General features: G+C 71.1%; 26 protein-coding genes. 8 read left to right on the forward strand and 18 right to left on the reverse strand.

Translation table 11 applies throughout. The features are described from left to right. Positions 1 to 79: 79 nt before the first annotated feature. A complete protein-coding gene (locus ABZ937_RS01750; protein WP_361684528.1) occupies positions 80 to 1,372 on the reverse strand; it encodes a geranylgeranyl reductase family protein in 1,293 nt (430 codons plus the stop codon). 97 nt (positions 1,373 to 1,469) lie between these two features. On the opposite strand from ABZ937_RS01750, the gene ABZ937_RS01755 reads away from it, so the two are divergent. Next, a complete protein-coding gene (locus ABZ937_RS01755; RefSeq protein ID WP_361684530.1) occupies positions 1,470 to 1,988 on the forward strand; it encodes a GNAT family N-acetyltransferase in 519 nt (172 codons plus the stop codon). Between the two features lie 109 nt (positions 1,989 to 2,097). Beyond that, on the forward strand, positions 2,098 to 2,415 hold the full coding sequence (locus ABZ937_RS01760) for a PASTA domain-containing protein (RefSeq protein WP_361684532.1): 318 nt from the start codon (positions 2,098 to 2,100) through the stop codon (positions 2,413 to 2,415). On the opposite strand, the gene ABZ937_RS01765 is transcribed toward ABZ937_RS01760, so the two are convergent. Continuing rightward, the gene (locus tag ABZ937_RS01765) at positions 2,402 to 3,097 is read right to left on the reverse strand and encodes a demethylmenaquinone methyltransferase (protein ID WP_361684534.1); all 696 of its coding nucleotides are present in this window, start codon (positions 3,095 to 3,097) and stop codon (positions 2,402 to 2,404) included. The genes ABZ937_RS01760 and ABZ937_RS01765 overlap by 14 nt on opposite strands. Positions 3,098 to 3,194: 97 nt before the next feature. On the opposite strand from ABZ937_RS01765, the gene ABZ937_RS01770 reads away from it, so the two are divergent. Continuing rightward, positions 3,195 to 4,175, forward strand: coding sequence for a chitinase (locus ABZ937_RS01770; RefSeq protein ID WP_361684536.1), 981 nt, complete (start codon positions 3,195 to 3,197; stop codon positions 4,173 to 4,175). Between the two features lie 10 nt (positions 4,176 to 4,185). Here the strand turns inward: ABZ937_RS01770 and ABZ937_RS01775 are convergent, their stop codons facing one another. From ABZ937_RS01775 to ABZ937_RS01795, 5 genes are all read right to left on the reverse strand, one after another. After that, positions 4,186 to 4,785, reverse strand: a complete 600-nt coding sequence (locus ABZ937_RS01775; RefSeq protein WP_361684538.1) for a hypothetical protein — start codon at positions 4,783 to 4,785, stop codon at positions 4,186 to 4,188. Positions 4,786 to 4,802: 17 nt separating this feature from the next. Continuing rightward, positions 4,803 to 6,002, reverse strand: coding sequence for a cyclic dehypoxanthinyl futalosine synthase (gene mqnC / locus ABZ937_RS01780; RefSeq protein ID WP_361684540.1), 1,200 nt, complete (start codon positions 6,000 to 6,002; stop codon positions 4,803 to 4,805). 72 nt (positions 6,003 to 6,074) lie between these two features. Continuing rightward, positions 6,075 to 6,980: an A24 family peptidase gene (locus tag ABZ937_RS01785; protein ID WP_361684727.1), complete on the reverse strand. Its 906-nt coding sequence runs from the start codon at positions 6,978 to 6,980 to the stop codon at positions 6,075 to 6,077. Positions 6,981 to 7,035: 55 nt separating this feature from the next. Next, positions 7,036 to 7,461: a hypothetical protein gene (locus ABZ937_RS01790; protein WP_361684542.1), complete on the reverse strand. Its 426-nt coding sequence runs from the start codon at positions 7,459 to 7,461 to the stop codon at positions 7,036 to 7,038. A 103-nt stretch (positions 7,462 to 7,564) separates the two neighbouring features. Then, positions 7,565 to 8,410: a menaquinone biosynthesis protein gene (locus tag ABZ937_RS01795; protein WP_361684544.1), complete on the reverse strand. Its 846-nt coding sequence runs from the start codon at positions 8,408 to 8,410 to the stop codon at positions 7,565 to 7,567. Positions 8,411 to 8,696: 286 nt separating this feature from the next. Between ABZ937_RS01795 and ABZ937_RS01800 the strand changes: the two genes are divergently transcribed. Then, positions 8,697 to 8,900: a cold-shock protein gene (locus tag ABZ937_RS01800; RefSeq protein ID WP_030813734.1), complete on the forward strand. Its 204-nt coding sequence runs from the start codon at positions 8,697 to 8,699 to the stop codon at positions 8,898 to 8,900. A 102-nt stretch (positions 8,901 to 9,002) separates the two neighbouring features. On the opposite strand, the gene ABZ937_RS01805 is transcribed toward ABZ937_RS01800, so the two are convergent. Further along, entirely contained in the window at positions 9,003 to 9,569 is a 567-nt protein-coding gene (locus ABZ937_RS01805) for an XRE family transcriptional regulator (RefSeq protein ID WP_361684546.1), read from the reverse strand. Positions 9,570 to 9,637: 68 nt separating this feature from the next. Here ABZ937_RS01805 and ABZ937_RS01810 point away from each other — a divergent pair, with 68 nt between their 5' ends. Next, a complete protein-coding gene (locus tag ABZ937_RS01810; protein ID WP_361684548.1) occupies positions 9,638 to 10,339 on the forward strand; it encodes an AzlC family ABC transporter permease in 702 nt (233 codons plus the stop codon). Further along, a complete protein-coding gene (locus ABZ937_RS01815) occupies positions 10,336 to 10,650 on the forward strand; it encodes an AzlD domain-containing protein (RefSeq protein ID WP_361684550.1) in 315 nt (104 codons plus the stop codon). Before ABZ937_RS01810 ends, ABZ937_RS01815 begins: the two co-directional genes overlap by 4 nt. Here the strand turns inward: ABZ937_RS01815 and ABZ937_RS01820 are convergent. Genes ABZ937_RS01820 through ABZ937_RS01830 form a run of 3 tightly spaced genes read right to left on the reverse strand, consistent with a single transcriptional unit; the run spans position 10,647 to position 13,360 of the window. Further along, on the reverse strand, positions 10,647 to 12,263 hold the full coding sequence (locus ABZ937_RS01820; protein WP_361684552.1) for a serine/threonine-protein kinase: 1,617 nt from the start codon (positions 12,261 to 12,263) through the stop codon (positions 10,647 to 10,649). The genes ABZ937_RS01815 and ABZ937_RS01820 overlap by 4 nt on opposite strands. 45 nt (positions 12,264 to 12,308) lie before the next feature. Next, positions 12,309 to 12,545, reverse strand: a complete 237-nt coding sequence (locus tag ABZ937_RS01825) for a DUF397 domain-containing protein (protein ID WP_361684554.1) — start codon at positions 12,543 to 12,545, stop codon at positions 12,309 to 12,311. Beyond that, positions 12,542 to 13,360 carry a helix-turn-helix transcriptional regulator gene (locus ABZ937_RS01830; protein WP_361684556.1) on the reverse strand — a complete coding sequence of 273 codons (819 nt, stop codon included), beginning with the start codon at positions 13,358 to 13,360 and terminating at the stop codon, positions 12,542 to 12,544. Before ABZ937_RS01830 ends, ABZ937_RS01825 begins: the two co-directional genes overlap by 4 nt. A gap of 107 nt (positions 13,361 to 13,467) precedes the next feature. On the opposite strand from ABZ937_RS01830, the gene ABZ937_RS01835 reads away from it, so the two are divergent. Next, on the forward strand, positions 13,468 to 13,935 hold the full coding sequence (locus ABZ937_RS01835) for an ATP-binding protein (RefSeq protein WP_361684558.1): 468 nt from the start codon (positions 13,468 to 13,470) through the stop codon (positions 13,933 to 13,935). Between the two features lie 806 nt (positions 13,936 to 14,741). On the opposite strand, the gene ABZ937_RS01840 is transcribed toward ABZ937_RS01835, so the two are convergent. Continuing rightward, the gene (locus ABZ937_RS01840; protein WP_361684560.1) at positions 14,742 to 16,682 is read right to left on the reverse strand and encodes an AMP-dependent synthetase/ligase; all 1,941 of its coding nucleotides are present in this window, start codon (positions 16,680 to 16,682) and stop codon (positions 14,742 to 14,744) included. A 248-nt stretch (positions 16,683 to 16,930) separates the two neighbouring features. On the opposite strand from ABZ937_RS01840, the gene ABZ937_RS01845 reads away from it, so the two are divergent. Continuing rightward, complete coding sequence (locus tag ABZ937_RS01845; protein ID WP_361684562.1) at positions 16,931 to 17,770, forward strand: MaoC/PaaZ C-terminal domain-containing protein; 840 nt, start codon at positions 16,931 to 16,933, stop codon at positions 17,768 to 17,770. Between the two features lie 96 nt (positions 17,771 to 17,866). On the opposite strand, the gene ABZ937_RS01850 is transcribed toward ABZ937_RS01845, so the two are convergent. From ABZ937_RS01850 to ABZ937_RS01875, 6 genes are all read right to left on the reverse strand, one after another. Further along, positions 17,867 to 18,517, reverse strand: a complete 651-nt coding sequence (locus ABZ937_RS01850) for a TetR/AcrR family transcriptional regulator (protein ID WP_361684564.1) — start codon at positions 18,515 to 18,517, stop codon at positions 17,867 to 17,869. Between the two features lie 63 nt (positions 18,518 to 18,580). After that, positions 18,581 to 18,850 carry a DUF4229 domain-containing protein gene (locus ABZ937_RS01855; RefSeq protein ID WP_361684566.1) on the reverse strand — a complete coding sequence of 90 codons (270 nt, stop codon included), beginning with the start codon at positions 18,848 to 18,850 and terminating at the stop codon, positions 18,581 to 18,583. 75 nt (positions 18,851 to 18,925) lie between these two features. Continuing rightward, on the reverse strand, positions 18,926 to 19,450 hold the full coding sequence (locus ABZ937_RS01860; RefSeq protein ID WP_361684568.1) for a GNAT family N-acetyltransferase: 525 nt from the start codon (positions 19,448 to 19,450) through the stop codon (positions 18,926 to 18,928). 16 nt (positions 19,451 to 19,466) lie between these two features. Beyond that, positions 19,467 to 20,126, reverse strand: coding sequence for a UdgX family uracil-DNA binding protein (locus ABZ937_RS01865; RefSeq protein ID WP_361684570.1), 660 nt, complete (start codon positions 20,124 to 20,126; stop codon positions 19,467 to 19,469). A 102-nt stretch (positions 20,127 to 20,228) separates the two neighbouring features. Then, positions 20,229 to 21,392, reverse strand: a complete 1,164-nt coding sequence (mqnE, locus tag ABZ937_RS01870) for an aminofutalosine synthase MqnE (RefSeq protein ID WP_201832529.1) — start codon at positions 21,390 to 21,392, stop codon at positions 20,229 to 20,231. Between the two features lie 38 nt (positions 21,393 to 21,430). After that, entirely contained in the window at positions 21,431 to 21,886 is a 456-nt protein-coding gene (locus ABZ937_RS01875; protein WP_061928809.1) for an Lrp/AsnC family transcriptional regulator, read from the reverse strand. Between the last annotated feature and the right edge of the window lie 24 nt (positions 21,887 to 21,910).

Consider the following 21,910-nt stretch of genomic DNA (forward strand, 5'->3'; position numbering starts at 1 on the left):
GCGCCTGGCCCCGAGCGCCCGGCCCGGAGCGCCCAGGGTCTCGGCGCTCGGTCGCGCCCTCGGGATCACGCCTTCGGGATCACGCCTTCGGGGCCACCTTGCTCAGGCCGTTGATGATGCGGTCCATCGCGTCGCCGCCCGTGGGGTCGGTGAGGTTCGCGAGGAGCTTCAGGGTGAACTTCATCAGCATCGGGTGGGTCAGGCCGCGCTGGGCGGCGATCTGCATGACCTTCGGGTTGCCGATGAGCTTCACGAAGGCGCGGCCGAGCGTGTAGTAGCCGCCGTAGGTGTCCTTGAGGACACGCGGATAGCGCTGCAGGGCGATCTCGCGCTGGGCGGGCGTGGCCCGCGCGTGGGCCTGCACGATGACGTCGGCGGCGATCTGGCCGGACTCCATGGCGTAGGCGATGCCCTCGCCGTTGAAGGGGTTCACCAGGCCGCCGGCGTCGCCGACGAGCAGCAGCCCGCGCGTGTAGTGGGGCTGGCGGTTGAAGGCCATGGGGAGGGCGGCGCCGCGGATGGGGCCCGTCATGTTCTCGGGGGTGTAGCCCCAGTCCTCCGGCATGGAGGCGCACCAGGCCTTGAGGATCTCGCGCCAGTCCAGCTCCTTGAAGGAGGCGGAGGTGTTCAGCACGCCGAGGCCCACGTTCGACGTGCCGTCGCCCATACCGAAGATCCAGCCGTAGCCGGGCAGCAGGCGGTCCTGGGCGCCGCGGCGGTCCCACAGTTCCAGCCAGGACTCCAGGTAGTCGTCCTCGTGGCGGGGGCTCTCGAAGTACGTCCGGACCGCGACGCCCATGGGGCGGTCCTCGCGGCGGTGCAGGCCCATGGCGAGGGACAGGCGGGTGGAGTTGCCGTCGGCGGCGACGACGAGCGGCGCGTGGAAGGTGACCTCGCGCTTCTCCTCGCCGAGCTTGGCGGTGACGCCGGTGATGCGGCCGGTGCGGTCGTCGATGACCGGGCCGGAGACGTTGCAGCGCTCGAACAGCCGCGCCCCCGCCTTCTGGGCGTTGCGGGCGAGCTGCTCGTCGAAGTCGTCGCGTTTGCGGACGAGTCCGTAGTTCGGGAAGGAGGCGAGATCCGGCCAGTCCAGCTGGAGGCGGACACCGCCGCCGATGATGCGCAGCCCCTTGTTGCGCAGCCAGCCGGCCTCCTCGGAGATGTCGATCCCCATGGCGACGAGCTGCTTGACCGCGCGCGGGGTGAGACCGTCGCCGCAGACCTTCTCGCGCGGGAACTCGGTCTTCTCCAGGAGCAGGACGTCGAGACCGGCCTTGGCGAGGTGGTACGCGGTCGTGGAGCCGGCCGGCCCCGCGCCCACGACGATCACATCGGCGGTGTTCTCGGAGAGGGGCTCGGTCACGACGGTCACGGCGGGATCTCCCCAAGTTCGAAATCTGCGTGCCGACCGGCACTGGACATGGGCAGTCTATTCAGCAGAATTGATCACCCGGCTGAAGGGCTGCCAAGTGAACCGACCTCTCCCCGCGGTACGGCTGCGCGTTCCCACCCACGAGGACGCAGTCGCCTGGCACCGGGTCTTCGCCGACCCGGAGGTCATGGAGTTCCACGGCGGCAGCCCGGCGGAGTTGTCGTTCTACGAGGAGCTCACCGCGCGGCAGCGGCGGCACGACGCGGAGCACGGCTTCTGCCTGTGGACGATGCTGGACGAGGCCGGCGAGGTCATCGGTTTCACCGGCGCGCAGCCGTGGCCGCCCGACTGGGGGCCGGTCGGCGAGACGGAGATCGGCTGGCGGCTCGGGCGGGCGTACTGGGGCCGGGGGTACGCCACCGCGGCGGCGCGGGAGACCCTGCGGCGGCTGCGGGCGGCCGGGGTGCCGGATGTGGTGGCGATGGTCCGGCCGGGCAACGCGCGGTCGATCGCGGTGGCCCGCCGGCTCGGCATGGAGCAGGCGGAGACCTATACGCACCCCACGCTGGACGAGCAGGCGCTCTGCTTCCGACTCAACCTCGGTGACGTACAGTAGTCGTCTGTTACAGAAAGACACCGGCGCCTTCCGGGTGGGCCGGGCGGGAGTTACCCTTCCAGTACCGCTGGGGGTGACATCTGTGCGTATAACACCCAAAACACCCGAAGTGCGCGTCCCGCATCTGGTCGGTCTGATGGCCATGGACGCGCGCGAAACGGCCCGGGCGCGGGGCCTGTTCCTCAACGCGCCGGACCGCCCGGACTTCCACCTCGCCGTCGTCGACTACGTCGTGCGCCAGTACCCGCAGCCCGGTGCCGAGGTGCCGCGGGAGTCGATGGTGTACGTGTGGTTCGACTTCGGGGAGGGCGAGGGCGGCGGGGGCGTGCGTGAACCACGCATTCCGGGGCCGCCCCGCGGCGGACTGCAGCGGGAGCTGGACCAACCCGGCGACCCGTACGCGGTGGCCGGCTTCAGCTCTCCTTGAAGCCCCGGTGCAGGGCGACCACACCGCCGGTGAGGTTGCGCCACGCCACCTTCGACCAGCCCGCCTTGCGCAGCCGTTCGGCGAGGGCGGGCTGGTCGGGCCAGGCCCGGATGGACTCGGCGAGGTAGACGTACGCGTCCGGGTTCGAGGACACCGCGCGCGCGACCGGCGGCAGGGCCCGCATCAGGTACTCGGTGTAGACGGTGCGGAACGGCGCCCAGGTCGGGTGGGAGAACTCGCAGATCACCACGCGTCCGCCGGGCCGGGTGACCCGGTGCATCTCGCGCAGGGCCGCGTCGAAGTCCTGGACGTTGCGCAGCCCGAAGGAGATCGTCACCGCGTCGAAGGTGTCGTCCTTGAAGGGCAGCTTCGTCGCGTCGCCCGCGGTGAACGGCAGCCAGGTGTGCTTGCGCTTGCCGACCTGGAGCATTCCGAGGGAGAAGTCGCAGGGGACGACGTACGCGCCGGTCTGCGCGAAGGGCAGCGAGGAGGTGGCCGTGCCGGCGGCGAGGTCCAGGACCTTCTGCGCGGGGCGCGCGTCGACCGCCTTCGCCACCTCTCTGCGCCAGCGCCGGTCCTGGCCGAGCGACAGCACGTCGTTCGTCAGGTCGTACCGTTCCGCCACGTCGTCGAACATCGAGGCGACTTCGTGCGGCTGCTTGTTCAGGGAAGCGCGGGTCACCCGACCATTCTTGCAGCCCCCTCTCACGGCAGGAGCCCGGGCTTCTCGCGTGCCGCGACGGCGACCCCGCCCGGCGGCGCGTGAGAGATTTCCCCGCATGAGGAGTCCACTGAGACCCGTTGCCGGGTTCGTCTGCGCGGGCGCGCTCGCCGTGAGCGGTTGCTCCGCGGCAGCCGAGAGCACGGCCCCCGCCGCCCGCTCGCTCGGCTACGCCCCGTACGTCAGCGCCACCGAGGCCGCCGGAACGGACGCCGCGGGGGCGCCGGAGACGTACAACCTCGCCTTCGTGATCTCCGGTGGCGGTGGGTGCGTTCCGAAGTGGGACGGGACCGAGGGGATCGCCGACTCCGCCGTGAAGTCCCGGATATCCGCTTTGAAGAAGGACGGCGCGACCGTTCGCGTGTCCTTCGGCGGGGCCTCCGGCAAGGAACTCGGGGCCACCTGCGACAGTGTCCCGGAACTCGCCGCCGCGTATGCGCAGGCGCTGGACGCGGCTGGCTCCGCTCAGGCCGATTTCGACATCGAGGGCGACGAGTTGAGCGACTCCGCGTCCGTCGCCCTGCGCTCGCGGGCCCTTGCCCGGTTGCAGAAGGAACGCCCGGATCTGGAGGTGTCGTTCACGTTGCCGGTGATGCCGTCGGGGCTGGACGCGGACGGGATCGCGCTGCTGGAGTCCGCCAACACGTATGACGTGCGGGTCGCCACGGTCAATCTCATGACCATGAACTACGGCGAGTCGTACGACGGCGACATGGGCGACTACGCCCTCGCCTCGGCGAAGTCCGCCCACACCCAGCTGAAGAAGGTCTTCGCGCTGTCCGACGCGGAGGCCTGGCAGGGCATGGCGCTCACCTCGATGATCGGCGTCAACGACGTCGACAACGAGACGTTCACCCTCTCCGACGCTGCCCAGGTGCGGACGTTCGCCGAGGAGAAGCGGATCGCCTGGGTGTCGATGTGGTCGGCGTTCCGCGACCGGCAGTGCGCGGGCGGGCGGTCCTCGCGAAGCGGAGCGGCGACCGACTGCAGCGGAGTGCCCCAGAGTTCGGGCGCCTTCGCGAGGAAGTTCACCGGCTGAGCCCAGGGCCTCAGCGACCGCGGTACACCAGCCGCCCGCCGATCACGGTCGCCACGCAGGTCCCGGCGCCGCGCCGGACCAGTTCGGCGCGGTCCGCGACGTCGAACACGGCGAACCGGGCGGGACCGCCCGGCACCAGCCTCGGCAGCAGGATGAGCGGGGTCGGGGACAGTGCCGCCGGGCCCGGGAGGCGGTCCGGCCGCTGGCCCAGCGCGAGCCCGGCCCTGCGCACCGCGTCGACCACGGCCCGCGACCGCAGCTCCCCGGCCACCGCCACCGTGCCGTGCGCCAGCATCCGCTGCACCCCGCGCCGGGCGCTCGCGCCGAGGCGGGCGGGGTCGGTGCGGAAGATCTGCCGCGCCCGCTCCCCGTGGATGGGCTCGGTACCGAGGGCGTCGGCCTCCCGCGGGTCGGGATGGTAGGTGGCCTCCAGCAGCTCCGGGCCGTACGGGTTCAGCAGTCCCGGTGTCAGGATGCCGGGCCAGCGCCGCACCCTCGCCCGCGGGTGGGCGGCGGCCAGTTCCTGGTAGGGGCCGACGGCGGCGACGGACGCCCCGTCGACCAGAACCGCCGCCTCGGGCGACTGCTCGGCGACATGAAGGGTCAGCACGGAAGTCCTGGTCGGCTCTAGTTGGACGCGAGCAGCTTCAGTTCGGGGTGGGCCGTGCCGCCCGCGATGGCGGTGGAGGAGATGTGGGAGGCCACGCGGTCGTCGACGGGGTCGTTCGCCGGGTCGTCGTGGACGACGAGGTGCTCGTACGTGGTCGAGCGCTGCGCCGGGACGCGGCCCGCCGTGCGGATCATGTCGATCATCTCGCGCAGGTTGGAGCGGTGCTTGGCGCCCGCGGAGGAGACGACGTTCTCCTCCAGCATGATCGAGCCGAGGTCGTCGGCGCCGTAGTGCAGGGTGAGCTGGCCGATCTCCTTGCCCGTGGTCAGCCAGGAGCCCTGGATGTGCCGGACGTTGTCCAGGAAGAGGCGGCCGATGGCGATCATGCGGAGGTACTCGAAGATCGTGGCCTGGGTGCGGCCCTTCAGGTGGTTGTTCTCGGGCTGGTAGGTGTACGGGATGAAGGCACGGAAGCCGCCCGTACGGTCCTGCACGTCCCGGATCATGCGGAGGTGCTCGATGCGCTCGGCGTTCGTCTCGCCCGTGCCCATCAGCATGGTGGAGGTGGACTCCACGCCCAGGTTGTGCGCCGTCTCCATGATCTCCAGCCAGCGCTCGCCGCTCTCCTTGAGGGGGGCGATGGCCTTGCGGGGCCGCTCGGGGAGCAGTTCCGCGCCGGCGCCCGCGAAGGAGTCGAGGCCGGCCTCGTGGATCCGGGTGATGGCCTCTTCCACCGACACACCGGAGATGCGGGCCATGTGCTCGACCTCGGAAGCGCCCAGCGAGTGGATCACCAGCTGCGGGAAGGCGTCCTTGATGGCCTTGAAGTGCTTCTCGTAGTACTCGACGCCGTAGTCCGGGTGGTGGCCGCCCTGGAACATGATCTGGGTGCCGCCCAGCTCGACGGTCTCCGCGCAGCGGCGCAGGATGTCGTCGAGGTCGCGGGTCCAGCCCTTCTCCGTGTCCTTGGGGGCCGCGTAGAAGGCGCAGAACTTGCACGCCGTGACACATACGTTCGTGTAGTTGATATTGCGCTCGATGATGTACGTGGCGATGTGCTCGGTGCCCGCGTACTTGCGGCGGCGTACGGCGTCGGCGGCGGCGCCCAGGGCGTGCAGGGGCGCGTCGCGGTACAGGGCGAGCGCCTCGTCCGGGGTGATCCGCCCACCGGCAGCGGCACGGTCGAGGACGGACTGAAGGTCGGCCTTCTCGGTCACCGGGGCGTCCCTTTCGTCAAGGGGTGTGGACGGACCGAACCAGCCTACGCCAGCCGTTTCGGGCCAAAGACCTCAGGCCGCGTACGCGCCGATGAGCAGTCCGGTGAGGGCGCCGGCCAGGAGGAACGGGCCGAAGGGGACGGCAGTTCTGCGGTCCGCCCGCCGGGCCAGGACGAGGGCGCCGCCGTAGAGCGCGCCGAGCAGGAAGCCGGCGAAGGTGCCGAGCAGCACGGTGGGCCAGCCGTACCAGCCGAGTACGGCGCCCGTCCCCACGGCCAGTTTCACGTCGCCGAAGCCCATGCCGCCCGGGTTGACGCGGTAGAGCAGGTAGTAGCCGGCGCCGAGGGCGAGGGCGCCGTAGAGGGCGGTGCGCCAGTGGCCGGCGTGTTCGGGGAGCAGGGCGGCGACGCCGAGCAGGGCGAGGGCGGCGGCGGCGAGCGGGAGGGTGAGCGGGTCGGGCAGCCGCTGCACCCGGAAGTCCACGGCGGCGAGCAGGACGCCGACGGGCGCGAGCAGCAGCCAGACCGCCAGCTCGGGCCGGGTGCCGGTGGCGGCGGCGAGGGCGGCACAGACGAGGGCGGTGGCGGTGGCGAGGAGGGGCGCGGAGGGCGCGCGGGAGGAGGCGTACGACGGCGCGGGCGCCCGGTCCTGACGGTCGGACGCAGGGGCCCGGTCCTGGCGCTCGGACACAGCCGCCTGGTCCTGAAGGTCGGACGCGGGCGCCCGGTCCTGACGGTCGGACGCAGCGGCCTGGTCCTGAACGTCGGTCGTGGGCGCCCGGTCCAGAGGGTCCGTGCCCGCGCACTCCCGGCACGCCGTCCCGCCCAGCCAGCCCCGGACCGGGTGGTGGCCGCGGGGGCAGCGGTCGCGCCAGGGCTCGCCGGTCGGTACGGCGAAGCGGTAGGCGGCGCGGGGCAGCAGCGTTCCCGCCAGCGCGCCCCACACCGCGGCGACGAACGCCAGCACCCCCGTGGTCACCTGGCCCACGCTTCCCACCCCCATCAGCGCCCCCGCATCCCTACCCTGTTCCGGGCTAGTAGAAGGGGTTGTACGTCTTTCCGCTGTAGCAGGTGGCCAGCGGGCTGGAGCCGCGTACGTCCTCCACCTGGACGCGGGCGCTGACGATGCCGTCGTCGTGGGTGCCGCTGCCCGGGAAGGACTTGCTCTTGCCCTTGCCTTCCTTGTTGTTGTGCCAGGGGAAGGAGTAGCGCTTGCCCTTGCCGGTGGTGACGTCGAGCCGGATGCGCACGTAGGCGCTGTCCGACGCCTTGTCGGTGACGCCGAGGACGACGTCGATGCGCTTCTTGCTCTTCCAGTTCCAGGTCATTCCGCCGACGGCGCCGCCGTCGGAGGTGGTGCAGCTCTTGACCTGGCTGGCGGCCGTTGCGGACGGCGCGCCCGCCAGGGTCAGCGCGGCGGTGACGGCGGCCCCCACGAGCACCCCTGTGTATCGGCGCATCGCAGCCCTCCCTCTGCTCGTTCTGCTCGGCCTGTCCGGCCGACGGCTCCCCGACCGTATCCGAACAGAACGTCGGATCAAGGGATTTAGGGCGGCGGGGAGGTCAGGCGAGCAGGTCCACCTTCACGTCGGCCGGGAAGCCGGTCGTCGGGCCGACGCGGCGGGCGAACTCGGCGACGGCCGCCAGCTGCGGGGCGCCGAAGCTGAAGTCGAGGGTGGTGAAGTACTGCTCCAGGGTGGCCTCGTCGAACGCCTCCCAGCGGGCGGCCTGTTCGGCGACCTTGCCGACCTCTTCCAGGGAGACGTTGCGGGAGTCGAGGAAGGCCTCGTGGACCTGGCGGGTGATGGCCGGCTCGCGCTCCAGGTAGTCCCGGCGGGCCGCCCACACCGCGAAGACGAACGGCAGGCCGGTCCACTCCTTCCACAGGGCGCCGAGGTCGTGCACGTCCAGGCCGAGCCTGGGCCCGTAGTGCAGGTTGGCGCGCAGGGCCGCGTCGCCGATGAGGACGGCGGCGTCCGCCTCCTGCATCATCAGGCCGAGGTCGGGCGGGCAGGTGTAGTACTCGGGCTGGACGCCGTACCGCTCGGCGAGCAGGAGCTGGGCGAGGCGGACCGAGGTGCGGGAGGTCGAGCCGAGGGCGACGCGGGCGCCGTCGAGCCGGTCGAGGGGGACCTGGGAGACGATCACGCAGGACATCACGGGGCCGTCGCAGCCGACGGCGATGTCCGGGAAGGCGACCAGGTCGTCGGCGTTGCGGAGGAACTCGACGAGGGTGATGGGCCCGATGTCGAGGTCGCCGCGCACGAGCTGCTCGCTGAGCTTCTCCGGGGTGTCCTTGGTCAGCTCGAAGTCGAGGAGCGTGCCGGTTCTCGCGAGCCCCCAGTAGAGGGGCAGGCAGTTCAGGAACTGGATGTGGCCGACGCGCGGCCGGGTGCGAGAATTGTCCACATCGCGAGACTAGACCCCGTGCGGTACCGTGCTCGGACCGACCCCGCCCCCAAACGGGCTAGCGAGGGTTCAAACATCCGAGTGACGTGATCTTGATCCCTATTGCTTTCGGCTGCCCGCGTGCTAGGCTCGCCGCAAGTTGCAGTTTGGTTTCCCTTGCAGTACAGAGCCTGCGGAGCATGTGACCGCGGGCTCTCGTCGTTTTCAGACGAATGCAGTTGTGCAGCACCGTTTCGCACGTGCAGGTTCTGGAGCAGGGCAACCCTTTTGAGCCCAAGGAGGGCTTATGGCTACCGGAACCGTTAAGTGGTTCAACGCCGAAAAGGGCTTTGGCTTCATCGCCCAGGAGGGCGGCGGCCCCGACGTCTTCGTTCACTACTCCGCGATCAACGCCACCGGCTTCCGCTCCCTTGAGGAGAACCAGCAGGTGAACTTCGACGTGACCCAGGGCCCGAAGGGTCCGCAGGCGGAGAACGTCACCCCCGTCTGATCACTGCCTGATCGCAGAACCTGAGTGCAGTACCCAAGGAGCCCCACGCCATCCGGCGACGGGGCTCCTGCCTTTTCCCGTTCATTTTCCGTTCACGGGCCGTCAGATGTGCTGCATGACCAGCACGAACTTGGTCCCGGCCGCGAGCGCCTCATACGAGTGAGCTACGTCACCCCGGTACGACATGTAGTCCCCGGGCCCCAGTTCGACGGTCTCTCCGCGCGGCCCGGCTTTCACCGTGCCCTCGCTCACCACGATGTGTTCCACGGTCCCCGGAATATGGGGTTCTGAATCCCGTACGGTCCCGGGCTCCAGCCATACGAAATAGAGATCCCGGCGTGCGCCGGGCGGGCAGGCGGAGAGCAGTGAGGCCAGATAGCTGGACTGCTCGGAGTGGACCGTGGGCCCCTCCCCCGCCCGGATCACCTGGACCACCGGCGCGGGCGGCTCGACCAGCGCGCTGAACGGCACACCCAGCGCCACCGCGAGCGCCCAGATCGTCTCCATGCTCGGATTCCCGCCCGCCGCCTCCAGTTGGGACAGCGTGGACTTAGCGATGCCGGCGCGTTTGGCCAGCTCGGACAGGGAGAGGCCGACGCGGGTGCGCTCCCGCTTCAGGGACGCGGCGATCCACTCCATGGGGAGCCGGGCGGGGACGGCGTCGGTCATGTCGTTCGCTCCATCGGTACGATCGTTCGCCTTGACGAACAGGACGCTTGCTGTCCATTGTAGGAAACATGCGTTCGGTACAGCGAACAACCAGTCCGGCAGAGGATCGTTCCCTGGTCCGCGACAGCTCTCTCGTCTGGCTGGCCAGCGGTGTCGTCGGCGTCTCCTTCGGCGCCGTGTCCGTGGCCGGCGGGCTCCCGGTGTGGGTGCCGGTCCTGATGTCCCTGGTGGTGTACGCGGGATCGGCCCAGTTCAGCGCGGTGGGCGTGCTGCTCGCCGGGGGCGGCCCGGTCGCCGCCGTGGCCACCGGGCTGCTGCTCAACACCCGGACGGCGGCCTTCAGTCTGGCCGTGGCCGAGATCCTCGGCACCGGCCGCGCGGCCCGCTTCCTCGGCGCGCACCTGGTCACCGACGAGACGGTGGCCTTCGCCCTCGCCCAGTCCGACCCGGTACGGCAGCGCCGCGCCTTCTGGATATCGGGGCTCGGCCTGTTCGCCGTGTGGAACGTCGGCGTCCTGGCCGGCGCCCTCGCGGGCAGCGCGCTCGGCGACACCGCCCGCTACGGCCTGGACGCCGCGTTCCCGGCGGTCCTGGTCGCGCTGGTCCTGCCCGCCCTCCGCGCGGACGCGACGGTACGGCGGTGTGCCCTGCTCGGCGCCGCCCTCGCCCTGGCGGTCACGCCCGCGGTCCCGGCCGGGGTGCCGGTGCTGCTCGCCCTCGCCGGCCTGCTCCTCCACCGCCGCCCGGCCGCCGAGGGAGCCGCCGCGTGAACACCACGGTCGTCGTGATCCTCGCCCTGGCCGTCGGCACGTACGCCTTCCGGCTGGTCGGCCCGGTCCTGCACGGCCGGGTCACCGTCCCGCCCCGGGTCCAGGAGCTGGCGTCCGCCGGAGCGGTGGTGCTGCTGGCCGCACTGCTGGCCACGGGCGCGCTGACCGAGTCCGGCGGCTTCGCGGGTTGGGCCCGTCCCGCCGGGGTCCTGACCGGCGCCGTCCTCGCCTGGCGCCGGGTGCCGTTCCCTGTGGTGGTCCTGGCTGCGGCGACGGTGACGGCGCTGCTGCGGCTGGCGGGGGTGGGCTAGACGGCGTTGCGCCAGACCGTGAGATCGCCCTGAAGGAAGGCGATGTCCGGCATCGCGGTGGATTTGACCTGGATCACGAACAGCCCGATGTTTCCCGCACTGTCCTTCATGCAGAACTCGGTGCCGGCCGCCGACGCGGCCAGCGTCCAGCTGCGCTTGTCAGCACTCCTGAGGATGAGACGGCACTCGTCGAGGGTGGTGCCGTGGGCGCCCATCATCTGGACGAACACGGTGCTGTCGCTCTTCAGTTCGCAGCTGGGCTCCTGACAGTCGAAGCGGATGTCACCCTTGCGGTCCTGCCGCCAGGGCTCCTTGGCCTTGAGGCTCAGCGAGGTTTTCGCGTCCAGCATCACCGGAGCGAAGTCCTCCGGCTGCGGGTCCCTGGGCGAGGCGGACGCGGACGGTGACGTCCCGGACGTGCGGTCACCGGCGCCCAGGGCCGACGAGTCCGACGAGGAAGACCCCGGCGCGGAAGCCGACGACCGTGCGGACGGGCCCGTGGCGGACGTGTGGGAGTCGGCCTTGTCCCGGCTGCCGAGCCTGCCCTTCGCGTCCATCACGGTCCACGCCAGGGCCGCCACCAGCAGCGCGCCGCCCGCCACACCGGCGGCCGTGATCAGCGCCGTGCGCCGCCTGCGGGTCTTCCGCTGCTCCACTGTCGGCTGCGGCCACCCGTACAGCGGCTGCGGATACGCCGGGGTCGGCTCGGGCACCGGCGCCGGTACTACGACCTCCGGGCCGGTGATCTCCCGCCACACGGCCGGACCGCCGCCCGCGTCCGCGTCCTCCCCCAGCCGCTGCCTGCACCACTCCACGATCTCCGCCGGAGTGGCCCGCTCGGCCGGATCGGCGGCCAGGCACCGGGCCAGCAGCGGGCGCAACGGCTCGGGGAGCAGGGACAGCTCGGGTTCCGAGTGCACGATCCGGTACAGCACGTTGAGCGCCGGGCCGTCCCCGTAGAGCGACCTGCCCAGCGCCGCGAACGCCGCGGTCTGGCCGAGCGCGAACACATCGGTCGCCGCCGTGACCTCACCGCCGGACGCCTGCTCCGGCGCCATGAAGGAAGGCGTGCCGATCGTGCCCCCGGTCGCCGTGTACGCGGTGCCGTCGGCGGCCAGCGCGATACCGAAGTCGATCACCCTCGGCCCGTCGGCGGCCAGCAGCACGTTCGACGGCTTCAGGTCCCGGTGCACGATCCCTTCGGCATGGATCGCCTGGAGCGCCTCCGCCACCCCCGCCATCAGCCACAGCACCGCCGGCACCGGCAGCGGCCCCCGCCGCGCGACGGCTTCCGCCAGGGACGGGCCGGGTACGTACAGCGTGGCCAGCCAGGGCGGCACGGCGTCCGCGTCCGCGTCGATCAGCTCGGCGGTGTACGCGCCGCGCACCCGCCGGGCCGCCTGGATCTCCCTACCGAACCGCCGCCGGAAGTCCGGGTCGTCCGCCAGCTCCGGCCGTACGACCTTGATCGCGACGGGGCGTCCGCCCTGCGTGTGCGACAGGTAGACCCGGCCCATGCCGCCGGCGCCCAGCCGGGCCGCGAGCCGGTATCCCGCCACCACGGGTGGGTCGTCCGCCTGCAGTGGCTGGAAGACTTCCGTCGCGTGCTCCATCGGCCCCGTGCCCCCCGTTGTGATGCCTTGGCCAAGGGCAGCAGCCTAGACGGCGCCGGAAAGGAAGGCGGACCAGGCTTCGGGGGTCACGGTGAAGTGGGCGACCGGTCGCTTTGAGTCACGGATGTGGATGGCGGTGGGGTGGGGGGCGATCTCTACGCAATCGCCGCCCTCGCCGTCGCTGTGGCTGGACTTGCGCCAGTTGTAGGCGGCTTCGACGCAATCGCCGCCTTCACCGCTGCTGTAGCTGGACTTGAACCAGGCCAGGTTCTCGTTGCTCATAGCTCCTCCAGCTTCTTCGCGATCAGAGAGCGGGACTCCATGGGACTGAGTGCCATTGCGCGCATGATCCCATAGCGGTCGGCGATCTTCCGGACGTCCTCCCGGTCCGTGATGAGCCGGGGGAAGCTTTGGGCCTCCGTGTACGCCACCTGCGTCTGCCCCTTGGGTACCAACAGGTTGAACGCACTGTCCAGGTTGGGGTGTTCCTGCAAGCGCGTCGGCATCACCTGGATCTCCACGTTCTTCATGCTGCTGACCTCCAGCAGATGACGCAGCTGGTCGGCGTGGACACGCGGTCCGCCGATCGGCCGGTCGAGCACGACCTCTTCGAGGATGTAGCTCACGATGGGCGGCGGCCACCTCTCGAAGACCTGCTGGCGCGAGAGTCGGTCAGTCACCCGCTTCTCGATGGTCTCCTCGCTGAGGAACGGCCGCCGTTTGGCGAACACCACCCGCGCGTGTGCCTCGGTCTGCAACAAGCCCTGCACGGCGTGGTTGGAGTAGTGGTGCAGCTCCAGTGCCTCCGCTTCCATCTCGGCGTAGTTCCGATACCACTCCGGATGCCGCGTCCGAGCCCTGCTCATCGCCTCCTCGACCTGCGGAATGATCGCGATGAGCAGCCCCTCCGCCTTGAGGATCTCGTCCGCCCTCTGCAAGAACTCCGGCCTCGGCGTCCGTACCCCTCGCTCAATGGCCGAGATCAAGTCCGGGCCGTACCCCATCAGGTCGGCGAACTCCCGCTGGCTCAGCCCCGCCCGCTCCCGCAGCAACTTCAACTGCTTGCCGATCAGAACGAACACCGTCTCTTCCGCCACGCCACCCTCCGACGACCCGTACACCAAACGAACCGCACCCGTACAACTACTCACTGTCGCCAGGTCTCCCCTGGTCAGCGTAGGGAGAACTCACCACGCTCTGTCACGTGAATGTAGAAATCTCCACCCCCACAACCGAACTCGCCGAACGGTTGAGTCCCACGCCCCGCGGAGCCCGCCTGGCCCGCCGGCTGACGGCCACCCACCTGGCCACCTGCGGCTATCCGCACGACAGCGACCTGAACCACACCGCTCAGCTGATCGTGGCCGAACTCGCGGCCAACGCCGTCACCCATGGTCGCGTCCCCGGGCGGGACTTCGAGCTGCGGCTCAGTCTGCTGCGGGAGAAGGACACCTTGCGCATCGAGGTGAGCGACACCCGCGGTGACCGTCCCCTCCGTTTCCTGGACGGGCGGTTGGAGGACGAGCACGGCCGGGGTCTCGTCGTCGTACAGGTGCTGGCGACCCTGTGGGGCGTGTCCGAGCGGGACGTGGGCAAGACGGTCTGGGTGGAGTTGGCGCTCAGTGGAGGCCGGCGAGGAGGGGGTGCTTACCGTCACGGCGCTACCAAGTGACCGTGGGGCCGCTCGCTTCTCGGCCAGTGTCGGGCTTCCGCGAAGTGAGTCAAGGGCGCTGCGCGTCGCCTTCGGCGATGGCCCTCCGGGCCACCCTTGACACACCTCGCTCCAGCCCGGGTGAGAAGCGAGCGAGCGGCCCGGAAAGGCAGTGGCCCAGCCCGGCACCGGTCCCTCGGGTCAGCTGACAGCGCCCTGTCGGGAGGGTGCGCGGTCGCGCCTCGCATGGACGCCGGGTCGGCTAAGCGGCTTCCGGGTCGGGGGTGGGTGCGCGGCAGCGCCTCGCATGGACGCCGGGTGGGATCGGCGGCTGCGGCTTTCCCTCGGGGTCCCCGGGGGTCCGGGGGCGTCCTCGCGTCTTCCCGGAGGCCTCGGCTTGCTCGTCAGACGGTGAATGGCGGACTTGGGCCAAGAGGCGGAGCATGTGGCGACGGCACGGCTGGTTGGGGGTGGCCCAGATGCGCCAATCACCGGTTCTGTGTTGCCTGTGGGACTGATGGGGTGCCGCCGCCCCCCTCCCCCCGGCCCGCAAGCCGCCGAGCCCACCCGGCGTCCATGCGAGGCGCGAGCGCGCCCCCTCGCCCACGGCACGCACGCAGCCGACGCCAGGGCCCGGCACCGGTGAGCCGGCCATTTTCCCCGGGCTGCCCGCTCGCTTCTTACCCGTGCTGGAGCGGGCCGGGTCAAGGGTGGGCCGGAGGCCCATCGCCGAAGGCGACGCGCAGCGCCCTTGACGCGGACCGTGGAAGCACGACACTGGCCGAAGAAGCGGGCGGCCCCACGGCAACCCGTCAACTCCCCCCGCTTCAGCGCGCGTACAGCGCCTCCACCTCCGTCGCGAAGTCCCGCATGATCTGGTCGCGGCGCAGCTTCATGGACGGGGTCAGGTGGCCGGCCTGCTCCGTGAAGTCCACCGGCAGGACGGCGAAGCGGCGGATCGACTCGGGGCGGGAGACCAGCTTGTTCGCCTCGTCCACCGCTCGCTGGAGGACGGCCGTCAACTCCTCGTCGCCTACCAGGAGTTCCGGTGGCACGGGGTGTTTGCCGATCATCTGGCGCCAGTGCGTGATGCCGTCGGGGTCGAGCGTGATCAGCGCGGCGACGTAGGGGCGGGCGTCGCCCACCAGCATCACCTGGGAGATCAGCGGGTGCTGGCGCAGCCAGTTCTCCAGCGGGGCCGGGGCCACCGACTTGCCGCCCGCCGTGATCAGCAGCTCCTTCTTGCGGCCGGTGATGGTGAGATAGCCCTCGTCGTCCAGTTCGCCGATGTCGCCCGTGGGCAGCCAGCCGTCCCGGGAGGCGGGGACGACTCCGCCCGCCTGGGGGTCCCAGTAGCCGCGCAGTACGTGGTCGCCGGCGAGGAGGATCTCGCCGTCCGCCGCGATCCGCACCCGGGTGCCGGGCAGCGGCCAGCCGACCGTGCCGAGGCGGGGCTTGAGGGGCGGGGTGACCGTGGACGCGCCGGTGGTCTCCGTGAGGCCGTAGCCCTCGAAGATCTCGATGCCCGCGCCCGCGTAGAACGCGGCGAGGCGCCGGCCCAGCGGGGAGCCGCCGCAGATCGCGTACCGGACGCGGCCCCCCATGGCGGCGCGGATGCGACGGTAGACGAGCGGGTCGTAGAAGGTGCGCTGCGTCTTCAGGGCGCGGCTCGGGCCGCTGCCGGTGCCGGTCTGGCGGGCCTCCAGCGCCTCGCCGTAGCGCTGGGCCACGGCCGCCGCCCGGTCGAAGGCCGCCACCCGGCCGCCCGCCTCCGACTTGGCCCGCGCGGAGTTGTAGATCTTCTCCAGCATGTAGGGGATGGTCAGCAGGCAGGTCGGCCGGAACGCGGCCAGGTCCGGGAGGAGGTCGTCCGGGGCCAGGCTGGGGGCGTGGCCGAGGCGGACCCGGGCGCGGACGCAGGCGATGGCCACCATCCGGCCGAAGACATGGGACATGGGGAGGAAGAGGAGGACCGACGGCTCCTCGTCCTGCGCCTTGAAGACCGGGTAGAGCAGCTCGATCGCGTTGTCGACCTCGGCGAAGAAGTTGCCGTGCGAGAGGGCGCAGCCCTTGGGGCGGCCGGTGGTGCCCGAGGTGTAGATCAGCGTGGCGAGCGTGTCGGGGCCGAGCATGCCCCGGCGTACGGCCACCTCCCCGTCCGGCACGGGCGCGCCCGCGTCGGCGAGCCGGTCCACATGGCCCTTGTCCATCACCCACACATGGCGCAGGTCGGGCAGGTGCGCGAGTTCGGGGCCGATCGCGGCGGCCTGGGCGGCATCCTCGGTGACCAGGGCGACCGCGCCGGAGTCGTGCAGGATCCAGCGGGTCTGGAAGACGGACGAGGTGGGGTGCACCGGGACGGTGACCAGGCCGGCGGCCCATGCGGCGAAGTCGAGCAGGGTCCACTCGTAGGTCGTGCGGGCCATGACCGCGATCCGGTCGCCGGGCATCAGCCCCTCGGCGATCAGGCCCTTGGCCACCGCCTGCACCTCGGCGGCGAACCGGTCCGCCGTCAGGTCCGTCCAGCGGCCGTCGGGCAGCTTGCGGCTGAGGACGACCGCGCCGGGGTCCGTCTCCGCGTTCTCGTACGGCAGGTCGGCGAGGGAGCCGTGGGTGACCGGGGGTGCGAACGGGGGGACCGCCGCCTCCCGCACCGCGCCGTTCAGCCGCTTCGTCTCGGGCGCGACGAGCACCGGGCGGCCGTCGTAGTCGGTGGCGGAGACCGGGGCGCCGGAGGAGACGGGGGCGTTCGGGTACGGCGTGGACACGGGCGGCTCCTCTGGCGTGCGTGCACCGGCGGTGCGCCCGGCAGGAGGGGGGTTACCGCTGGTTAGGCAGGTGATCGTACGGCTCCGCTGTGAGGGGGTTGTGCGGGTTCGGGGATGGTCCGGGGCCGGGGATGTGCAGCCTCGGGGGTTATGTGACGGGGTTTCAACTTTGCTGACCTCGTGGGCTTACCTCCGGTAACCTTACTCCAGAGTAAGGATTTGGGACCGAGTCTCTTGCCGGGGGTCTGATGGACGTCGTCACGCTCAGCGCCGCGCCCGCGCTGGCTCCGCTGCTGGCCCGGGGTGCCCTGCGGTCCCCTTTCAAGCGGCCGGCCCCGGACGCGGGCTTCCCGCGCACCCGGCTCCTGCTGCCCGGCCTGCGTGTCGACCTGGCGAGGCTGGCCGCCTACGAGCGGGTCTGCGGCTTTCCGACCGGCGCGTCCGACCTGCCGGTCACCTACCCGCACGTCCTCGGCTTTCCGCTGGCCATGCGGCTGATGAGCGGGCGGCACTTTCCGCTGCCGCTGCTGGGGCTGGTCCACACGTCGATCGAGATCGTCCGCGCGGGGGCGCTGCCGGCCGACGCGGAGTACGAGCTGGGGGTGTGGATCGAGGGGCTGACCGCGCACCGGAAGGGGACCGAGGCGGCGGTGGTGACGGAGGCTCGGGTGGGCGGACAGCGGGTGTGGGAGTCACGGAGCACGTACCTCGCCCGGCACCCGGCTCCGCCCCGGACCCCGGGAGGAGGCCCGGCGGACGCCGATGTCCCGTTGCCCGTCCTTGACGAGTGGCGGCTCGGCGGGGACGTGGGGCGGCGGTACGGGGCCGTGTCCGGTGACCGGAATCCCATCCACCTGTCCCCCCTCACCGCCCGGCTCTTCGGGTTCCCCCGCGCCGTCGCACACGGGATGTGGACGGTGGCCCGCTGCCTGGCCGCCCACGGCACGGGCGGCTCCGCCGGGGTGCGGGCACGGTTCCGGGCGCCGGTGCTGTTGCCGGGGACGGTGGTGTACGGGGCGGACGGGAGTGGGCGGTTCGAGTTGCGCGGGGCGGACGGGCGGCTGCATGTGGGTGGGGAGGTGGGGTGAGCGCCGTGGGGGTGCTCTACTTTGCCGGGTGCGGGTCCGTCGTGGCCGGTCGCGCCCACGCGGCGGAGCCGCACATCAGATACAGCCCCGCGCCCCTCAGGCCGATTCAGCCGGCGGAGTCCAGAGCTGGCCCCCCATCAGGTTGCCCAATCCCGTCCAGGCGAAGTTCATCAGCGTGGCCGCCGCCTGCCGGGCGGTGACACCGGACGTGGTGTTCGCCCACGCCGCGAGGGACTCCGCCGCCCCCACCAGCGCCTCGGCCAGCCCGGCCACCTCGTGATCGGGGAGGTCGGGGTCGTGGTGCGCCTCCCGGGCCGCGACCGCGACCAGCCGGGTCACGAACGCCACGATCTCCGCCCGCATCGCCGCGACCTCGGCCGCGAACGGCTCCCCGTGCGTGCGGGCCTGGAGATGCAGCACCGACCAGCCGTCGGGGTGCTCGGCGGTGTGCGCGAAGAACGCCCGCAGGCCCTCCCAGAGCTGCCGGTCGACGGGCAGTCCGGGCCGGGCACCCGCGCGGACGGCCGCGGTGAGCGCGGCGGCCTCGCGGCGGATGCAGGCGGTGAAGAGGTCTTCCTTCGAGTTCAGGTACAGGTAGACCAACGGCTTGGACACACCCGCGAGTTCGGCGATCTCGTCCATCGAGGCGGCCATGTACCCGCGCTGCCCGAAAATCCGTACGGCAGCGTCGAGCATCTGCTGCTCCCGCACCGCCCTCGGCATCCGTTTGGTCTTGACGGCACCCATGGGGGCAAGACTAGTTGGCCCCCGGGCGGGACTGTCGGGCCGAACGGGCCGAACCGTCAGGAGTCAGGCGACGCCGTCCTCCTGGCTGCGGCTGGCCTCCAGGTTCGCCTTCATCCGGTCGACCTTGTGCACGATCCGCACGGAGGCCCGGTCGCGCTCCTTGCGCAGCACCACCCAGCTGATCGGCGCCGAGAGGACCATGGCGAGCAGCAGGACCCAGAGGAAGTTGGAGTCGCCGAAACCGCGCGGGAAGATGCCCGAGTAGACGGCTCCCCAGACGATCACGAGGCAGCCCGCGAAGATTCCGAGGCGCATCAGCGTGTAGCGGAGCATCTCAATCCACTCGTCCGATTCCAAAAGGGGTCATCGTCCAGTGAAGCACGAACGCGGGGCGATCTTGCAAGGGGGTCAGCCGAGCGGCAGCAGCATGAAGATCTCGTCGCGGTCGTCGCCGGGCGCGACCCGGATGGCGTCCGGGACCCGGCCGACCTCCTTGTAGCCGCAGGAGGCGTAGAACCGCTCCAGGCCGTGCCCGCCGCGGCAGGTCAGCCGGATCGCGTCGACGCCCTCGATCCCGCGGGCCGCGTCCGCGGCGGCGTCCAGCAGGTCACGGCCGTAGCCCTTGCCCTGGTGCCGGGGGTGGACCATCACCGTGTACAGCCACAGCCAGTGGAGCATCAGGCGGTGGGAGTTCTGGGTGAGGAAGGCGGTCGCGGCCACCTGGCCGGCCTCGTCGTGGCCGACGAGCAGCCGTGTGCGCCCCTCGGCCATCTGCACGAAGTGCCGTACCAGCTCCGGACGTATCTCCTCACGGGTGACCGGGGGCACGAAGCCGACGGCGCCGCCCTCGTTCGAGACGTCGGCCCACAGGTCGAGGATGCCGTCGCGGAGGGCGGGGGTGATCGCGGGATCCAGGGTGAAGGTAAGTGGCACAGGGCGAGTGTATCTATTACCTGAGGGCTCGTGCGGCCACTGTGAGGTCGGCCACCAGGCCCTCGTACGCCGCCCTGCGGTCCTCGTCGCCCTGCGCCCGCAGCACGGAGGACGGGTGCACGGTCGGCACGAGCAGCTCCGGCCTGCCGTGGATCTCCCGCTCCAGTACCGTCCCGCGCACCTCGCCCACCCGGAACGACGACCCCAGCAGCGCCTTGCCGGCCGTGGCGCCCAGCACCACGATCAGTTCCGGCTCCACCAGCGCCAGCTCCGCCGCCAGCCAGGGGCCGCAGGCCGTCATCTCCCGCAGGCTCGGCGCCTTGTGGATCCGGCGCTTGCGGGGTTCGGCCTGGGTGAACTTGAAGTGCTTGACGGCGTTGGTGACGTACGCGTCCGCCGGGTCGATACCGGCTTCCTCCAGGGCCCGGTCGAGCAGCTTTCCGGCCGGGCCCACGAAGGGTTCGCCCCGGCGGTCCTCCTGGTCACCGGGCTGCTCGCCCACGAGCATCACGCGGGCGTGCGGGTCTCCCTTGCCGAAGACGGTCTGGGTGGCGGCGCGGTGGAGAGGACAGCCACGGCAGCCTGCGGCGGCTTGGCGGAGGGCTGGGAGGTCGGCGCCTTCTGGAACGAAAGGTTCTGCGGTGTAGGCGTCTTCTGGGGCTCGAGTAGTCGCCATGAGGCCCGAGTACCCGCCGTGGGGGTTCGGACCTCATGTCGTCTGCGGGTGCGTTGTGGCTGATCGCGCCTTGAGCGGGACCAGCCGGCCTTCCCCGGAAAGTCACACGCGCATCGGCTGGGGAGACTCGCGGCGCGCCGGGTCCGGGCCCTCGTACTCGCGGATGATCTCGTAGCGCGTGTTGCGTTCCACCGGGCGGAAACCGGCGTCGCGGATCAGTTCCAGGAGGTCGTCGCGGGTCAGCTTGTTCGGCGTGCCGTAGTTGTCCGCGTCGTGGGTGATCTTGTACTCGACGACCGAGCCGTCCATGTCGTCGGCGCCGTGCTGGAGGGCCAGCTGCGCGGTCTGGACGCCGTGCATGACCCAGAAGACCTTGACGTGCGGGACGTTGTCGAAGAGGAGGCGGGAGACCGCGAAGGTCTTCAGGGCCTCCGCGCCGGTCGCCATCTGGGTGCGGGCCTGAAGGCGGTTGCGGATCTTGCCGTCCTTCATGTCCACGAAGTCGTGCTGGTACCGCAGCGGGATGAAGACCTGGAAGCCGTTCGTCTCGTCCTGCAGCTCACGCAGCCGCAGCACGTGGTCGACGCGGTGGCGGGGCTCCTCGATGTGGCCGTACAGCATGGTGCACGGGGTCTTGAGACCCTTCTCGTGCGCCAGGCGGTGGATGCGGGACCAGTCCTCCCAGTGGGTGCGGTGGTCCACGATGTGCTGCCGGACCTCCCAGTCGAAGATCTCGGCGCCGCCGCCGGTCAGCGACTCCAGACCGGCGTCGATCAGCTCGTCCAGGATCTCCGAGGCCGACAGACCGCTGATCGTCTCGAAGTGGTGGATCTCCGTCGCCGTGAAGGCCTTGAGGGAGACGTCCGGGAGGGCCGCCTTCAGCTCGCGCAGGGAGCGCGGGTAGTAGCGCCACGGCAGGTTCGGGTGCAGGCCGTTGACGATGTGCAGCTCGGTGAGGTTCTCCGACTCCATCGCCTTGGCGAGCTTGACGGCCTCCTCGATGCGCATCGTGTACGCGTCCTTCTCGCCCGGCTTGCGCTGGAACGAGCAGTACGCGCAGGACGCGGTGCACACGTTCGTCATGTTGAGGTGCCGGTTGACGTTGAAGTGGACCACGTCACCGTTCTTGCGGGTCCGCACCTCGTGGGCGAGGCCGCCCAGCCAGGCCAGGTCGTCCGACTCGTACAGCGCGATGCCGTCCTCGCGGGTCAGCCGCTCACCGGAGCGGACCTTCTCCTCCAGCTCGCGCTTGAGCCCGACGTCCATGGCAACACCTTTCTACGACAGCCCGACCAACGGTATCCCTAGACCTCTTCCGGCAGTTCCCCGACCCGGTTCTCCCACTTCGTGGACAGCACGATGGTGGTACGGGTCCGGGACACGCCCTTGGTGCCGCTCAGCCGCCGGATGGTCCGCTCCAGGCCGTCGACGTCCGTCGAGCGCACCTTGAGCATGTACGAGTCGTCGCCGGCGATGAACCAGCAGTCCTCGATCTCCGGCAGGTCCCGCAGCCGCTGCGCCACGTCCTCGTGGTCCGCCGCGTCCGACAGCGAGATGCCGATCAGCGCGGTGACACCGAGGCCCAGCGAGGCCGCGTTCACCGTCGCGCGGTAGCCGGTGATGACACCGGCCGCCTCCAGCCGGTTGATGCGGTCGGTGACGCTGGGGCCCGACAGGCCGACAAGACGCCCCAGCTCCGCGTACGAGGCCCGGCCGTTCTCCCTCAGGGCCTGGATGAGCTGCCTGTCCACCGCGTCCATGCGATCGAAGCCTTCCGGTGAAAG

The organism is Streptomyces sp. NPDC046727 (assembly GCF_040645635.1).
Taxonomy (GTDB): domain Bacteria; phylum Actinomycetota; class Actinomycetes; order Streptomycetales; family Streptomycetaceae; genus Streptomyces.